10 protein-coding genes are annotated in these 13459 nt (G+C 61.3%); 2 read left to right on the top strand and 8 right to left on the bottom strand.

The window, feature by feature from the left end:
* Positions 1 to 36 precede the first annotated feature (36 nt).
* The 8 genes from gcvP to arcD (AC3WRD_RS23760) form a co-directional block, all read right to left on the bottom strand.
* On the bottom strand, positions 37 to 2889 hold the full coding sequence (gcvP, locus tag AC3WRD_RS23795) for an aminomethyl-transferring glycine dehydrogenase (protein WP_102621279.1): 2853 nt from the start codon (positions 2887 to 2889) through the stop codon (positions 37 to 39).
* A 10-nt stretch (positions 2890 to 2899) separates the two neighbouring features.
* A complete protein-coding gene (gene gcvH, locus AC3WRD_RS23790; RefSeq protein WP_007951190.1) occupies positions 2900 to 3283 on the bottom strand; it encodes a glycine cleavage system protein GcvH in 384 nt (127 codons plus the stop codon).
* Positions 3284 to 3588: 305 nt separating this feature from the next.
* Positions 3589 to 5097 (bottom strand): transcriptional regulator GcsR, encoded by a 1509-nt coding sequence (gene gcsR / locus AC3WRD_RS23785; protein WP_085730273.1) that lies wholly within the window; start codon positions 5095 to 5097, stop codon positions 3589 to 3591.
* Between the two features lie 281 nt (positions 5098 to 5378).
* Positions 5379 to 5741 carry a DUF5064 family protein gene (locus AC3WRD_RS23780; protein ID WP_096818279.1) on the bottom strand — a complete coding sequence of 121 codons (363 nt, stop codon included), beginning with the start codon at positions 5739 to 5741 and terminating at the stop codon, positions 5379 to 5381.
* A 64-nt stretch (positions 5742 to 5805) separates the two neighbouring features.
* Positions 5806 to 6735 carry a carbamate kinase gene (arcC, locus tag AC3WRD_RS23775; protein ID WP_102621280.1) on the bottom strand — a complete coding sequence of 310 codons (930 nt, stop codon included), beginning with the start codon at positions 6733 to 6735 and terminating at the stop codon, positions 5806 to 5808.
* A 74-nt stretch (positions 6736 to 6809) separates the two neighbouring features.
* Positions 6810 to 7820, bottom strand: a complete 1011-nt coding sequence (locus AC3WRD_RS23770; protein ID WP_096818276.1) for an ornithine carbamoyltransferase — start codon at positions 7818 to 7820, stop codon at positions 6810 to 6812.
* A gap of 174 nt (positions 7821 to 7994) precedes the next feature.
* The gene (gene arcA / locus AC3WRD_RS23765) at positions 7995 to 9251 is read right to left on the bottom strand and encodes an arginine deiminase (RefSeq protein WP_096818274.1); all 1257 of its coding nucleotides are present in this window, start codon (positions 9249 to 9251) and stop codon (positions 7995 to 7997) included.
* A gap of 35 nt (positions 9252 to 9286) precedes the next feature.
* Entirely contained in the window at positions 9287 to 10714 is a 1428-nt protein-coding gene (gene arcD / locus AC3WRD_RS23760; protein WP_096818272.1) for an arginine-ornithine antiporter, read from the bottom strand.
* Positions 10715 to 11151: 437 nt separating this feature from the next.
* Here arcD (AC3WRD_RS23760) and arcD (AC3WRD_RS23755) point away from each other — a divergent pair, with 437 nt between their 5' ends.
* Together arcD (AC3WRD_RS23755) and AC3WRD_RS23750 are read left to right on the top strand one after the other, a co-directional pair.
* Positions 11152 to 12579, top strand: a complete 1428-nt coding sequence (gene arcD / locus AC3WRD_RS23755) for an arginine-ornithine antiporter (RefSeq protein ID WP_102621281.1) — start codon at positions 11152 to 11154, stop codon at positions 12577 to 12579.
* Entirely contained in the window at positions 12576 to 13427 is an 852-nt protein-coding gene (locus AC3WRD_RS23750) for a DNA-3-methyladenine glycosylase family protein (RefSeq protein WP_102621282.1), read from the top strand. The genes arcD (AC3WRD_RS23755) and AC3WRD_RS23750 overlap by 4 nt, the downstream gene beginning before the upstream one ends.
* The last annotated feature ends 32 nt before the right edge of the window (positions 13428 to 13459 follow it).

The following is a 13459-nucleotide window of genomic DNA, read 5'->3' as shown; positions in this document are numbered from 1 at the left end:
GCATGAAAGGGGCGGGCGAACCCGCCCCCTCACAGGTCAAGCGTAGCTTTCGATCGACGGGCAGGCGCAGACCAGGTTGCGGTCGCCGAACACGTTGTCGACGCGGCCGACCGGCGGCCAGTACTTGCCTTCGATCAACGACGCCACCGGGTACACCGCTTGCTCGCGGCTGTACGGGTGAGTCCACTCGCCGACCAGCTCTGCGGCGGTGTGCGGAGCGTTCTTCAGCGGGTTGTCGTCCTTGTCCAGGGTGCCGTTTTCCACTGCGCGGATTTCTTCGCGGATGCGGATCATGGCGTCGCAGAAGCGGTCCAGTTCTTCCTTGGATTCGCTTTCAGTCGGCTCGATCATCAGCGTGCCGGCCACCGGGAACGACATGGTCGGGGCGTGGAAGCCGAAGTCGATCAGACGCTTGGCCACGTCATCGACGCTGATGCCGCTGCTGTCTTTCAGCGGACGCAGGTCGAGGATGCACTCGTGCGCCACCAGACCGTTGCTGCCGGTGTACAGCACTGGATAGTGCTCTTCCAGGCGACGGGAAATGTAGTTGGCATTGAGGATCGCCAGTTGCGAAGCGCGCTTCAGACCTGCGCCACCCATCATACGAATGTACATCCAGGTGATCGGCAGAATGCTCGCGCTGCCGAACGGTGCGGCGCAGACCGCGCCTTCCTTGCGTTCCATGTGGCCATGGCCCGGCAGGAACGGGGTCAGGTGCGATTTCACGCCGATAGGGCCGACGCCCGGGCCGCCACCGCCGTGGGGGATGCAGAAAGTCTTGTGCAGGTTCAGGTGCGAGACGTCGCCGCCGAATTTGCCCGGTGCGCAGAGGCCGACCATCGCGTTCATGTTGGCGCCGTCGATGTACACCTGGCCGCCGTTGTCATGAATGATGCCGCAGATTTCGCGGATGCCTTCTTCGAACACGCCGTGGGTCGACGGGTAAGTGATCATCAGCGCCGCGAGGTGTTCGCGGTGCTCGATGGCCTTGGCGCGCAAGTCTTCGATGTCCACGTTGCCACGGGCGTCGCAGGCGGTCACGACCACGCGCATGCCGGCCATGTTGGCGGTCGCCGGGTTGGTGCCGTGGGCGGACGACGGGATCAGGCAGATGTCGCGACGGTCTTCGCCACGGCTCTGGTGATAGGCGCGAATCGCCAGGAGACCTGCGTACTCACCTTGGGAACCGGCGTTCGGTTGCAGGGAGATCGAGTCGTAACCGGTGGCGGCGCAGAGCATCGCTTCCAGTTCGTCAGTCAGTTGCTGATAACCGGCGCTTTGCTCGGCAGGGGCGAACGGGTGCAGGGCGCCGAATTCGGCCCAGGTCACCGGGATCATTTCGCTGGCGGCGTTGAGTTTCATGGTGCACGAGCCCAGCGGGATCATGGTGCGATCCAGTGCCAGGTCCTTGTCCGCCAGTTTGCGCAGGTAGCGCATCAGCTCGGTTTCCGAGTGATAACGGTTGAACACCGGGTGGCTGAGGATCGGCGACTGGCGAACCAGTGCGGCTGGAATAGTGCTTGCAGCCGAAGCGGCGAGAGCAGCGAAATCCGGCAGGGTCTTGCCGTCGGCGAACAGGCCCCACAGGGTTTCGATGTCGGCCTGGGTGGTGGTTTCGTCGACCGACAGGCCCAGACGCTGGGCGTCGATCACACGCAGGTTGATCTGTTGGGCGCGAGCCTTGTCGTGCAGCGCGGCAGTTTGCGTGCCGGTGGCCAGGGTCAGGGTGTCGAAGAAGCTGCTTTGCTCGACGGTCACGCCCAGTGCGCTCAGGCCCTTGGCCAAGATCGCGGTCAGGTGATGCACGCGGTTGGCAATCTGGGTCAGGCCTTTCGGGCCGTGGTACACGGCGTACATGCTGGCGATGTTGGCCAGCAGCACTTGCGCGGTGCAGATGTTCGACGTGGCCTTCTCGCGGCGGATGTGTTGCTCGCGGGTCTGCATCGCCAGACGCAGGGCCGGCTTGCCGAAGCGGTCAACCGAGACACCGACCAGACGGCCGGGCATGTCGCGCTTGAACGCATCTTTGGTGGAGAAGTAAGCCGCGTGCGGGCCACCGAAGCCCAGCGGTACGCCGAAACGTTGGGCGCTGCCGATGGCCACGTCGGCGCCGAACTCGCCCGGTGGGGTCAGCAGGGTCAGGGCCAGCAGGTCAGCGGCCACGGCGACCAGTGCGTTGGCGGCGTGGAAGCGTTCGGTCAGTTCGCGGTAGTCGAACACATCACCGTTGCTCGCCGGGTATTGCAGCAATGCGCCGAAGAACGGCGTCACGTCGGTCAGTTCACGCTCGTCGCCGACCACCACTTCAATGCCCAGAGGCTCGGCACGGGTGCGCAGTACGTCGAGGGTTTGCGGGTGGCTGTGGATCGAGGCGAAGAACTGATGGCTGCCCTTGTTCTTGCTCAGGCGCTTGCAGAAGGTCATGGCTTCGGCAGCGGCGGTGGCTTCATCGAGCAGGGAGGCGTTGGCGATCGGCAGGCCGGTGAGGTCGCTGATCAGGGTCTGGAAGTTCAGCAGCGCTTCGAGACGGCCCTGGGAAATTTCTGGCTGGTACGGGGTGTAAGCGGTGTACCAGGCCGGGTTTTCCAGCAGGTTGCGCAGGATCGGCGACGGTGTGTGGCAGTTGTAGTAGCCCTGGCCGATGTAAGTCTTGAACAGTTGGTTCTTGCCGGCGATGCCTTTGATCATCGCCAGGGCATCGGCTTCGCTCAGGCCGTCATCGAGGCCGAGCACGCTGGTGCCCTTGATGCTTTCCGGGATGACGCTGGCGCTCAGGGCTTCCAGCGAGTCGAAGCCGAGGCTGTTGAGCATGGCCTGCTCGTCACCGGCGCGCGGGCCGATGTGACGGGCGATGAATTCATTGGCGGTGCCGAGATTTACTTGGGTCATGTCAGGTTCCTCAGGCTTCGGCTTGGGCTTTGATCAGACGGTCGTAGGCGTCCTGATCCAGCAACTTGGCGACGGCCGAAGCGTCGGCTGGCTTGAAGCGGAAGAACCAGCCTTCGCCCAGCGGATCTTCGTTGACCAGCTCAGGGCTGTCTTCCAGGGCCGGGTTGGTGGCCAGGACTTCACCGTCCAGTGGCATGTAAACGCCGCTGGCGGCTTTTACCGATTCCACGGTGGCGGCTTCGGCGCCTTTCTCGTACGCCTGCAGTTCAGGCAGTTGCACGAACACCACGTCGCCCAAAGCGTTCTGCGCGAAAGCGGTGATGCCAACGGTGACAGAGCCATCGGCTTCGGCGCGCAGCCATTCGTGATCTTCAGTAAAACGCAACTCGCTCATGGAATCTCCTAAGGGCCAGACTCGTCTGGTGGACGCGGTGGAATACTCGGGCGGCAATGCCCTGATTTTATGAGCGGTTACTTAGCAAGAACGCGGCCAACGTAAAAATATAGTTATAAATCAATTAGTTGATTGATTTGTTGGCGGTTGTGATCGAGCACGCTGTAGCGAAATCGCTACAGCTTGGGACGAAGAAAAAAGCTGAAGCGGATCAAAGCCTTGCACGGCGGTGGTCGAAGGAGGGTGTAGCGATATCGTTCCGCTGTAGCGCTTTCAGTACAGATGGAGGTCGCTTTTGGCGGGATTCAGGCTTTTCCCGGAATCCCGTACTTGCGCAGCCGATGGGCAATCGCGGTGTGCGAAGTCTGCAGGCGACTGGCCAGTTGGCGGGTCGAGGGGTAGCTGACGTAGAGTTTTTCCAGCAGCGATTTCTCGAACGCCTCCACGGCTTCTTCCAGGCTGTCGACGTCGGTATCGGTCTGGCGTGCCACCGAGGTGCCGGCGATGTCGAGGTCGCCGATGTCCACCAGACTGCTTTCGCAGATGGCGGCGGCGCGGAAGATCACGTTCTGCAATTGCCGCACGTTGCCCGGCCAGCGGTTGCCGAGCAGTGCCGGGTAAGTGCCCGGGGCGAGTCGGCAGACCGGGCGCTGGATCTGCGCGCAGGCCTGCTGCATGAAGTAACGCGCCAACAACAGAATGTCCTGGCCACGTTCGCGCAACGGCGGCACTTCGACGTTGAGCACGTTGAGGCGGTAGAACAGGTCTTCGCGGAACAGGCCTTCGCTGACCATTTTTTCCAGGTCGCGGTGAGTCGCGCTGAGGATGCGTACGTTGACCTTCACTTCGCGATCACCGCCCACCCGACGGAAGCTGCCATCGTTGAGAAAGCGCAGCAGCTTGGCCTGCAAGTACGGCGACATTTCGCCGATCTCGTCGAGAAACACCGTGCCCTGGTTGGCCAGTTCCATCAGCCCCGGTTTGCCGCCCCGTTGTGCGCCGGTGAAGGCGCCGGGGGCGTAGCCGAACAGTTCGCTCTCGGCGAGGTTCTCCGGCAGGGCCGCGCAGTTCAGCGCCAGAAATGGCGCGCTATGGCGGGTGCTGATGGCGTGGCAGGCGCGGGCTACCAATTCCTTGCCGGTGCCGGTTTCGCCCTGAATCAGCAGTGGCGCATCGAGGGCTGCCACCCGTTGCGCGCGGGCCTTGAGCGTGCGGATCGCCGGGGATTCGCCGAGCAGCGCATCGAAACCTTCGGCATGGTCATGGTGCAGCGCCGAGAGTTGTTCGCCGATGCGGTTCGGTTGATACAGGGTCAGCAGGGCGCCGGCGTCGGTGATCGGCGTGGCGTCCAGCAACAGGGTCTGGCCGTTGACGGTGATTTCCCGCAGTGGCAAGCGGAAGCCTTGTTCCAGCAAGGTTTCGAGCAGGCCGGGATCGTTGAACAGTTCCGAGACGCTTTCACCGGCCGGCTCGCGACCGTACAAGGCGATCAGCGCCGGGTTGGCCAGCAGCACTTTGCCGGCGCTGTCCAGCGCCAGCACCGGGTCGGTCATCGCCGCGAGCAACGCGTCGAGCTGCAAGTGCCGACGCTGACCGGGGAGGATGTCGACCACCACCACGGCCTCCACGCCGCGCACCCGGAACAACGCATCCTTGAGTTCTTCGAGCACTTGCGGGCTGAGGGTCGGGGCGTCGATGTAGACGTTCGGCGGGACCATTTCCACCGCATCCAGATTGAGGTTGCGCCCACCGAGTATCGCCAGGACTTCCTGGGTGATGCCGACGCGGTCGATGAAACTGACGTGGATACGCATGGGGTGGTTCAGTGTTCTGGAGTACGGAGGGGGGCAAGTATGCCTTGATGGGGGACTGGGGTGAAATCTCGAGATTACGGTCTTGCTTGAGATCCACCCCTCACCCCAGCCCTCTCCCCAGAGGGGCGAGGGGGAAAGGGAGCAGATTGGGGGCTTTTCAAAACTTGAGTTCGGCTCGCTATTTCAGGTCGGTGTACCTTGAGCGAGCAACTCGGTCGGCTCCCTCTCCCTCCGGGAGAGGGCTAGGCGGGCGGCGTTCCGATGAGGGGAAGCTTTTGGGGTTACTCGAAATGCTCGGGATTGACCGGATCCCCGGATTTCATATTCAACTGCACACGGATGTCTTCAAACATCAAATCGTAATGCTTGTGAACCGAGCCGATCTGGCTGTGGCTCTTGGGGATGCCGTACTTTTCGGCAATCTGCGTCACGTTGCGGGCGAAGTTGTAGGCCTCTTCCTTGGGCAGGAAGAACGGTTCGTTGACCTCTTTGCCCTGGATGGTTCCAACCAGCCGGAACTGTATCCCTTTGCCTTTTTGCGGATCCTGCGACACCTCGTATTCGAGGCGGATGTTGTAGTTGACGTCATCCTGGGTCAACGCGTGCCGTTCGATGTGCAAGTGACCGGGTTCGAACTGGGCCATGGTGTTCTCTCCTTTCAAGGCATGGGAGAAGGGCAGACCCTGGGTCTGCCCCCGGTATTTCTGGTTATCGGTAGGTGATGCCCGGCGCAGCAGTGCTGACCCGCGTACCGGCGGTGCCCTGGACGATGGCTTCGATGTCCGCGAGCGAACCGATCACCGCAACCTTGCCAGTATGGCGCGCAAATTCGCAAGCTGCCTGCACCTTCGGCCCCATGGAGCCGGCAGCGAAGCCCAGACGTTCGAGTTCGTCGGGGTGGGCCTGGGCGATGGCCTTCTGGGTCGGCTTGTTGAAATCGATGTACGCCGCGTTGACGTCGGTGGCGATCACCAGCAAGTCGGCTTCCAGTTGTTCGGCGAGCAGCGACGAGCACAGGTCCTTGTCGATGACGGCCTCAATACCTTTGAGGTTGCGCTTCTCGTCATACATGGTCGGGATGCCGCCTCCGCCAGCGCAGATCACGATGCTGCCCTTGTCCAGCAGCCACTTGATCGGGCGGATTTCGAAAATGCGTTTCGGCCGTGGACTGGCCACCACACGGCGGAACTTGTCGCCGTCCGGGGCAATCGCCCAGCCTTTCTCGGCGGCGAGTTTTTCTGCTTCAGCCTTGTCGTAGACAGGGCCGATCGGTTTGGTCGGGTTTTTGAAGGCCGGGTCGTTGGCGTCGACTTCGACCTGGGTGAGCAGGGTGGCGAACGGGACTTCGAAGTCCAGCAGGTTGCCCAGTTCCTGTTCGATGATGTAGCCGATCATGCCTTCGGTTTCAGCACCGAGCACGTCCAGCGGGTAAGGGGTGACGGAGGTGTAGGCGGCTGCCTGCAACGACAGCAGGCCGACTTGCGGGCCATTGCCGTGGGCGATGACCAGTTGGTTGCCCGGATGGATCTTGGCGATTTGCTCGGTGGCGATGCGGATGTTGGCGCGCTGGTTGTCAGCGGTCATCGGCTCACCACGGCGGAGCAGGGCGTTACCGCCCAGAGCTACGACGATACGCATAATGCAGTCCTTTCAGAATTCGGTGAGCCTGCGGGTGCAGCCTTCGGCGGCGCCCGCAGGTCAAAGGTCAACGCTTACAGATCAGCCAGGGTCGACACCAGAATCGCCTTGATGGTGTGCATGCGGTTTTCCGCTTGCTCGAAGGCGATGCAGGCAGGCGACTCGAACACGTCGTCGGTCACTTCGATGCCGTTGGCCAGGTGCGGATACTGCTCGGCGATCTGTTTGCCGACCTTGGTATCGCTGTTGTGGAACGCCGGCAGGCAATGCATGAACTTGGTGCGCGGGTTGCCGGTGGCTTTCATCAGCTCTTTGTTGACCTGATATGGCAGCAGTTGCTGGATACGCTCGGCCCAGGCTTCAACCGGTTCGCCCATCGATACCCAGACGTCGGTGTGGATGAAGTCCACGCCTTTGACGGCGGCTTTCGGGTCGTCGGTCAGGGTGATGCGGGCACCGCTTTCCTCTGCGTATTTCTTGCAGCGATCGACCAGATCGTCGTGGGGCCACAGGGCTTTCGGCGCGCAGATGCGCACGTCCATGCCCAGTTTGGCGCCGACCAGCAGCAGCGAGTTGCCCATGTTGTTGCGGGCGTCGCCCAGGTAGGCGTAGCTGATTTCATGGATCGGCTTGTCGGCGTGCTCACGCATGGTCAGCACGTCGGCGATCATTTGCGTTGGGTGATATTCATCGGTCAGGCCGTTGAACACCGGTACGCCGGCGAACTTGGCCAGCTCTTCGACGATTTCCTGCTTGAAGCCACGGTACTCGATGGCGTCGTACATGCGACCCAGCACGCGGGCTGTGTCCTTCATGCTTTCCTTGTGGCCGATCTGCGAGGAATTCGGGTCGATGTAGGTGACGTTGGCGCCCTGGTCATATGCGGCGACTTCGAACGCGCAACGGGTGCGGGTCGAGGTTTTTTCGAAGATCAGGGCGATGTTGTTGCCCTTCAGGTGTTGTTGCTCGGTGCCGGTGTACTTGGCGCGCTTGAGGTCGCGGGACAGGTCGAGCAGGTAACGCAGCTCACGTGGGGTGTGGTGTTCCAGGCTGAGCAGGTTACGGTTGTGGATGTTGAAAGCCATGATGGATCTCCTTGCCCGACACTGTGAAAGCTACTGCGCTCGGAAATACTGCGTTAAAAACAGGCTCGGAATGCTCATTTACAGCCAGTAAACTCCGCTTCCTCGCCTGTTTTTGCCTTGTCTTTCCTTCGCTCGCTACGCTTTCACAGCGCCGGGTCGTTTTAAGTCAAAAAGTTAGTAGTCGATTGGGTCGCGGACGATCGGGCAAGTCATGCAGTGGCCGCCGCCACGGCCACGGCCCAGTTCGCCGGCGCTGATAGTGATGACCTCGACCCCGGCCTTGCGCAGCAGGGTGTTGGTGTAGGTGTTGCGGTCGTAGCCGATGACCACGCCCGGTTCCACGGCCACCACGTTGTTGCCGTCATCCCATTGCTCGCGTTCGGCGGCGAAGCTGTTGCCGCCGGTTTCCACGACGCGCAGTTCCTTGAGGCCGAGCACATCGGCCACCACCTGGATGAACGACTTGTTCTCCCGGCGCACGTCCAGCCCATAAGGCTTGCTGCTGTCGGGACGGATGATGAACGGCACGATTTCCTTGACCACTTCCGGGAAGACCGTGACCAGGTCGCGGTCGCAGAAGCTGAACACGGTGTCCAGGTGCATCGCCGCGCGGGATTTCGGCAGGCCGGCGACCACGACTTTTTCCACGGCGCCTTTGGCGAACAGCGATTGCGCCAGTTGGCCGATGGCCTGACGCGAAGTGCGCTCGCCCATGCCGATCAACACCACGCCATTGCCGATCGGCATGACGTCACCGCCCTCGAGGGTGGCCTGGCCGTGATCCTTGTCCGGGTCGCCGTACCAGACTTCGAAGTCGGCGTTGGTGAACTCGGGGTGGAATTTGTAGATGGCGGTGGTCAGCAGGGTTTCCTGACGACGGGCCGGCCAGTACATCGGGTTGAGCGTCACACCGCCGTAGATCCAGCAAGTGGTGTCGCGGGTGAACTGAGTGTTGGGCAGCGGTGGCAGCAGGAAGCTGGAGTGGCCCAGGTAATCGCGGTACATCTTGATTACGCTGGAGCCTTCGCTTTCCGGCAGGTCTTCACCGGCCACGCCGCCGATCAGGAACTCGGCGAGCTTGCGTGGCTCCAGGCCTTCGAGCCAGCTGCGCACTTCGTTGGTCAGGCCGACGCCGACGGTGTCGGGGGTGATCTTGCGGTCCAGAATCCATTTCAGCGCTTCGGGGTTGGAAACGATGTCGGTCAGCAGGTTGTGCATTTCCAGCACTTCGATCCCGCGTTCGCGCATCTTGGTCACGAAGTCGAAGTGGTCACGCTTGGCCTGGTTGACCCAGATGACGTCGTCGAACAGCAGTTCATCGCAGTTGTTCGGGGTCAGCCGCTGATGGGCCAGACCTGGGGAGCAAACCATGACTTTGCGCAGTTTGCCGGCTTCGGAATGGACGCCGTACTTAACTTTTTCCGTGGTCATTTCAGTGATCCTCCAGATAACAAATCAGTCAGGGGTTACAGAGTCAGGAAGCCGTCGTAGAGACCGTAGGCTGCCACCAGGGCACCCACGACCACCGCGGCGAAAATCAGCTTCTCGACGTTGGTGAAAACCGGTTGTTTGAGTTCCAGCTTGGCCTTGGCGAACAGGATCGCGCCGGGCGCATAGAGCAGGGCCGAGAGCAGCAGGTACTTCACGCCACCGGCGTAGAGCAGCCAGACCGCATAGATCAGGGCGATGCCGCCGATGATCAGGTCCTTGCGGCGTTCGGCCGCGAAGCCTTCGTAGCTTTCGCCACGCACCGCCAGCAGCAGGGCGTAGGCCGCCGACCACAGGTACGGCACCAGAATCATCGAAGTGGCGAGGTAGATCAGCGACAGGTAAGTGCTGGCCGAGAACAGGGTGATGATCAGGAACAGCTGCACCATCGCGTTGGTCAGCCACAGGGCGTTGACCGGCACGTGGTTGGCGTTCTCCTTGCGCAGGAACTCCGGCATGGTGTGGTCCTTGGCGGCGGCGAACATGATCTCCGCACACAGCAACACCCACGACAGCAGCGCCCCCAGCAGCGAGATGATCAGGCCGACGCTGATCAGCACCGCGCCCCAGTGACCGACCACGTGCTCCAGCACGGCAGCCATCGACGGGTTTTGCAGTTTGGCCAGTTCCGGCTGGGTCATGATGCCCAGCGACAGCACGTTCACCAGCACCAGGAACAGCAGCACGGTGATGAAACCGATCACGGTGGCCTTGCCGACGTCCGAACGTTTTTCCGCCCGGGCCGAGAAGATGCTCGCGCCCTCGATGCCGATGAACACCCACACGGTGACCAGCATCATGTTGCGCACCTGGTTCATCACGCTGCCCAGATCCGGGTTTTTCACGCCCCAGATGTCGGCGGTGAAGATGTCCAGTTTGAAGGCGAAGATCGCGATCAGGACGAACAGCAGCAACGGCACGACCTTGGCGACGGTGGTCACCAGGTTGATGAACGCCGCTTCCTTGATCCCGCGCAGCACCAGGAAGTGCACTGCCCACAGCAAAACCGACGCACCGATCACCGCAGCAACGGTGTTGCCTTCACCGAAAATCGGAAAGAAGTAACCGAGGGTGCTGAACAGCAGAACGAAGTAACCGACGTTGCCCAGCCAGGCACTGATCCAGTAGCCCCAGGCCGAAGAAAAACCCATGTAGTCGCCGAAACCGGCCTTGGCGTAGGCGTAGACACCGCCGTCCAGGTCAGGTTTGCGATTGGCGAGGGTCTGGAAGACAAAAGCGAGAGTGAGCATACCGACAGCGGTGATGGCCCAACCGATCAGCACGGCACCGACGTCGGCGCTGGCTGCCATGTTTTGTGGCAAAGAGAATATCCCGCCACCGATCATTGATCCGACTACCAGGGCAACCAGTGCACCTAGCCGTAGTTTTCCGGGAGCTTCAGACATTGCATGACTCCATTGCAGGAGAGAAGAGTTCACAGCGTAGTTCTGTTGGCTTTTCAAACAGCTGACTTAGATCAGTGCATGCTCACATTCCATTGTTAATGAATGACTTATGAAACCGCTGCAGGCATAAAGCTATTGTCTGGAAGGCCCGTCCCAGAGGCCTTTGGTCGATGTGGTTGGGAATGGATCCTATTACTTTCGAGTTATCACGCTAGTTGCTTTTCCACTTTTGGCAAATTTTTCACATCTGTTTTCAGTACAGAATTGATTTATTAGGATCAGCGCACAAAACTGTCTTAACGTGCTAGGCGTTAGCGTCATCGGCTATATATAACCGGACGTTTGTCGGCATTACCTGATAAACGTCAGTCAGCTTTATCCGTTTAGTTAATAGTTGTTACAAATAAAAACCTCACCCATCTTTCAAGGAGATTTGAATGTCGCAACCGACGCAAAAGCTGCGCCTTGGCGCGCTGATCGCCCTGGTGGTGGGGTCGATGATTGGCGGGGGGATTTTCTCTTTGCCGCAGAACATGGCGGCTCGCGCCGACGCCGGGGCAATCCTGATCGGCTGGGGGATCACGGCCATCGGCATGCTCACCCTGGCGTTCGTGTTCCAGACCCTGGCCAACCGCAAACCGGAACTGGACTCCGGTGTCTACGCCTACGCCAAGGCCGGGTTTGGCGACTACATGGGGTTCTCGTCGGCGTGGGGCTACTGGATCAGCGCCTGGCTGGGTAACGTCGGATATTTCGTATTGCTGTTCAGCACCCTCGGCTACTTCTTTCCGGTGTTCGGTCAGGGCAACACGCCGATCGCAATTGGTTGCGCTTCGGTGTTGCTGTGGGCCGTGCATTTTCTGGTGATGCGCGGGATCAAGGAGGCGGCGTTCATCAACCAGCTGACGACCGTGGCCAAGATCGTGCCGCTGATCATGTTCATCGTCATCGCTGCCGTGGCGTTCAAGGCCGATATCTTTACCCGTGACATCTGGGGCCACAGCAACCCGAACTTCGGCGGGGTGATGGATCAGGTGCGCAACATGATGCTGGTGACGGTGTTCGTGTTCATCGGCATCGAAGGCGCCAGCGTGTATTCGGCGCGGGCCGAGAAACGCGCGGACGTCGGTCGGGCCACGGTGATCGGTTTCATCGGTGTGCTGGCGCTGCTGGTGCTGGTCAACGTGCTGTCGCTGGGGATCATGAGCCAGCCGGAACTGGCGACCCTGCAGAACCCTTCGCTGGCGGCGGTGCTGGAACACATCGTCGGGCCGTGGGGCGCGCTGGCGATCAGCATCGGCCTGGCGATTTCATTGCTCGGTGCGCTGTTGTCCTGGGCGCTGTTGTGCGCCGAAATCCTCTTCGCCACCGCCAAGGACAAGACCATGCCGGCGTTCCTGAAAAAGGAAAACGCCAACCATGTGCCGGTCAACGCGCTGTGGCTGACCAACGTGATGATCCAGATTTTCCTGCTGATCACGCTGTTTTCCGCCGGCACCTACACCAGCCTGATCTACCTCGCGTCGTCGATGATTCTGGTGCCGTACCTGTGGTCGGCGGCCTATGCGGTGCTGTTGAGCGGGCGGGGAGAAACCTATGAACATGCTTCGGCCGAACGCACCAAGGATCTGCTGATCGGCGGCATCGCCCTGTGCTACGCGGTGTGGTTGCTGTACGCCGGCGGGGTGAAATATTTACTGCTGTCAGCGCTGTTGTATGCGCCGGGGGTGATTCTGTTCGCCAAGGCCAAGCATGAGCAGGGCGAGCCGCTGTTCACCACGATCGAGAAGGGGATTTTCACCTGTGTCATCGCCGGTGCCGGGCTTGCGGCCTACGGGTTGTACAGCGGTGTACTGTCGTTGTGAGGCTGCGGCTCGAATACCAGGCGCCCTACGACTGGCCGGCGATGCTCGGGTTTCTCGCGGCGCGGGCGGTGGTCGGGATGGAGACCGTGGTCGATGGCATGTATTCGCGCAGCATCGGTTTGAACGGTGTGCATGGCACGGTTTCGGTCTGGCCCGGTGACGGCGATGCACTGGAGGTCGAGCTGGATTTTCCGGATGCGACGGCGGTGCCCGAGATCATCACGCGCTTGCGTCGGCTATTCGATCTGGACGCGGATCTGCCGACGATGCAGCGCCATCTGGCGGCGGATCCGCTGCTGGCGCCATTGATTGCCGAACGCCCGGGGTTGCGGGTGCCGGGCGCGTGGGACGGACTGGAGCTGGCGTTTCGGGCAGTGCTGGGGCAGCAGATTACGGTGGTCGGGGCGATCCGGCTGGCGGGGAAAATGGTGGCGCAGTATGGCGAGCCGTTGCGTTCTTCGGTGTCGGGGCTGACTCACGTCTTTCCTCAGACGGCGGTTTTGGCGGTCGCTGATCTGGCGGCGCTGGGCATGCCGAAAAGTCGCGGACGCACTTTGTCCGGGGTCGCGCAGGCGTTGCTGGATGATCCGTTGCTGTTTGCCTCCGGGACCGCGCGGTTGCTGGCGCTGCACGGGATTGGCGACTGGACGGCGCAGTACATTGCCTTGCGACAGTTGCGGGATATGGACGGGTTTCCGACCGGCGATGTGGGGTTGCTGCGGGCGTTGGAGGTGCTGGAAGGGGAACGGATGACGGCGCGGGAGTTGTCTGTTCGGGCAGAGGCCTGGCGGCCGTTTCGGGGGTATGCGGCGCAGGTTTTGTGGGCGTCTTTGAGCCGATTCGACTGAGGTTTTGGTGTACGGCTTGAGATCGCTGCCCT

It is taken from the genome of Pseudomonas sp. FW215-R2, assembly GCF_058789255.1.
The sequence above is the reverse complement of the archived record's forward strand: the minus strand, read 5'-3'. Positions and strand labels throughout refer to the sequence as shown.